At 69.7% G+C, this 1,914-nt stretch carries 2 protein-coding genes and 2 pseudogenes; 1 reads left to right on the top strand and 3 read right to left on the bottom strand.

Annotation, left to right across the window (positions count from 1 at the left end):
* The 3 genes and pseudogenes from ABZ193_RS43545 to ABZ193_RS43555 form a co-directional block, all read right to left on the bottom strand.
* Window positions 1-461: pseudogene (locus ABZ193_RS43545) on the bottom strand (type IV secretion protein Rhs); the annotation flags it as partial.
* Window positions 458-835 (bottom strand): type VII secretion target, encoded by a 378-nt coding sequence (locus tag ABZ193_RS43550; protein ID WP_237340292.1) that lies wholly within the window; start codon window positions 833-835, stop codon window positions 458-460. The gene ABZ193_RS43550 and the pseudogene ABZ193_RS43545, both read right to left, overlap by 4 nt.
* 8 nt (window positions 836-843) lie before the next feature.
* A complete protein-coding gene (locus tag ABZ193_RS43555; protein ID WP_020420482.1) occupies window positions 844-1,374 on the bottom strand; it encodes a YbaB/EbfC family nucleoid-associated protein in 531 nt (176 codons plus the stop codon).
* A 248-nt stretch (window positions 1,375-1,622) separates the two neighbouring features.
* Here ABZ193_RS43555 and ABZ193_RS43560 point away from each other — a divergent pair.
* Window positions 1,623-1,914 (top strand): annotated as a pseudogene (locus tag ABZ193_RS43560) (hypothetical protein); the annotation flags it as partial.

Below are 1,914 nucleotides of genomic sequence, written 5' to 3' on the forward strand. Positions count from 1 at the left end.
GAGGAAATCCCCTCCGCCAGCGACGCCGCCCCCGCCAGCGCCTCCGCCTGCGCCGCCCCGTTCTCCCGATAGGTGTCCGCCCCCTGACCGGTCCACCCCGCCGTGCCACCGTCGACCTCATTCTTCAAATCACCCGCGACCGCGCCGACCTCCCTGGCCACGTTCGCCCACGTGTCGGAAAACGACTGGATCACCGGCGGATCCCCCGCCAGCCAGTCCAGCGCCTCCTTCAACGGCCGCACATGCTCGATCAGCCACGCCACCCCGTACTGCGCCAACGTGCCCAGCGGATCGATCACCATCGACAGGACCTCAAGACCCGTGCCCAGCGCCCCCAACCCGCCCTCGACCCACGACCCGTCCTTGATCCCGTTGGACAGGTCCTGCGCGGATTCGAGGATCCCGATGCCGGTGACCGCGGTCGTCTGCGACTGGGCCTGCGCGACGAGCGGGTTGCTCATGTCAGGGGCTCACCCAGCTGCTTGACCGTCTGCCGGGTGCTGTCGTCCTGTCCGTCGTACTTGGTGGCCGCCGTGCGGACGTTGCCCGCGGTGCCGGTGACACACTCCTTCGCGGTCTCCAGCGCGCGGACGCCCATCTGTTCGAACGGGTCGAGCATCATCGCGAACGGCTGGCAGATCACCCCGAACGCGCTGTTGTCCATGCTCACCTGGCGGGCCGCGTCGACAGCGGTCTGCAAGCGTTCTGCCAGCCCGTCGACCTTGCCCGCGTGCGTGCCGAGCTCGTCGGTGAGCACCTCGTAGCCGTTCGCTGCGCCGCGGGCGGCCGAACCACCTGCCCTGGTGCCCGCGCCCCGCGCGAAGCTGCTGGTCATCGCTCCCCCTAGTCGCGTCGCAGGAAGGACTGGTCGCCGAAGTCGCCGTCGTCGTCATCGCGCCGGGGCCGCTGGGGCGGCGCCGGGCGGCGCGGCTGCCGCGGCGGCTCGTCGTCGGCCTCGCTCTCGATCCGCAGCTGACGGCCCGGCGCAGGCGGCTCGGGGTCCTCGGGCGGGGCCTCCGGGAAGTTCTCGGCCGCGGTCCGCACGATGTGCTGCGCCGCGCTGTCCGACTCGCCCACCGTCCCGGCCACGATCTCCTGGATGACCTGCGGGTACTTCGACTGGGCCTTCTGCATCGCCTTGAGCACGTTCGCCGCGATCTCGTCCGGGCTCATCCCGCGGACGGCGTCGGTCATGCGCACGTCGGTGGGGATGCCGTTGTTGCCGACGGTCACGCTGACCGCCCCGTTCGCCACCGATTCGGTGATCGAGATCTGCTCGACCTCGTGCTGCATCGCCTGGAAGCGCTGCGACCGCTCGACCGCGTTGCGCTCCCAGTCGCCGACCATGCGCTCGATGTCCGACAGGTCCGCCACCGGAACCCCCTTCCGCTCTTCCTGCAGACGGTCCGGCGACCGTACCGGTTCCACACCGGCCCCGTACTCGGTATCGGCAGGTCCCTTACTCGTCCGGATGGGCGCTGGACCGATCAAGTGAGGAATCCCAAACCTGAGTCCCGGGACTTGGGCCACTTCGGTCACAACGGCGAACGCGAGGGGGTTAGCCTGGTAGGCGCATCAAGCGGACAACAAGATCGAGATATGGATAGAGGCGAGTCCCTGCCGTGTCCAGCAGCAGCCCTGCGTCACAGTTCGGCCCCAACGAATGGCTCGTCGAGGAGATGTACGACCAGTTCCTCGCCGACCCCAATTCAGTAGACGCCGCATGGCACGAGTTCTTCTCGGACTTCAAGCCGACGCAGACCACGGAGTCGAAGCCGGACGCCGCACCCGCGCCCGTCCGTGAGCAGCCCGCCAAGCCGGGCAACGGCCAGGTCAACCAGGCTGCGACTGCCCCGGCCGCGCCCGCCCAGCCGAAGCCCGCCGCCAAGCCGGCCGCGCAACCCGCGAAGCCGG

The organism is Amycolatopsis sp. NPDC006125, from assembly GCF_040614195.1.
In the GTDB taxonomy this organism is placed as follows: Bacteria; Actinomycetota; Actinomycetes; order Mycobacteriales; family Pseudonocardiaceae; genus Amycolatopsis_E; species Amycolatopsis_E tucumanensis.

What these genes read in the sequence shown, in the direction of transcription:
- ABZ193_RS43550 (WP_237340292.1), bottom strand. Translation starts at nt 835, where the DNA reads ATGACCAGCAGCTTCGCGCGGGGCGCGGGCACCAGGGCAGGTGGTTCG.